This is a genomic window from Aeromonas enterica, assembly GCF_054052465.1.
This window is the reverse complement of sequence record NZ_JBSTYL010000069.1, coordinates 1-405: the sequence shown is the minus strand read 5'-3', so window position 1 is coordinate 405 and position 405 is coordinate 1. Positions and strand designations below refer to the sequence as shown.

General features: G+C 49.4%; 1 protein-coding gene. It reads left to right on the top strand.

The genetic code is table 11. The features are described from left to right. Positions 1 to 231: 231 nt before the first annotated feature. The coding region (locus ACW5XD_RS23935) for an EamA family transporter (RefSeq protein ID WP_456497023.1) at positions 232 to 405 on the top strand (174 nt) is incomplete at its 3' end.

Sequence of the window (405 nt, the reverse complement as noted above, 5' to 3'; positions counted from 1 at the left end):
CTGTTCGCACAGCACTGCGGCCAGCGGCGATGTCACCAGCCGCCTATTTGAATCGCGAGTCCCCACTTGATATCACACCCCGGCATGTCATCCGATGCCGAGCATGACTGTGCCTGAATAAGAAGCTTTAAAGGCCAGAACCGTCACCTTGTCGCTCCAACTCCAGCCCCCGAGCCAACCCTCCATCACCACACACCACATCACCAACCTGACTACGGCTTACTCAGAAAGGTGGGTGTCCCAGATGAAATTATAGCTGTTTTCTATTTTGCCATTCCATTCTGGTTCATGTTAGAAGGAGAGAAGTATATATTATCTGGTTTAGCTGCCATTATATTCAGTTACATGCCCATCACAATTATGCTGCTATCGTACTTTGTCACCACGCAACACTTCAGCTTACGC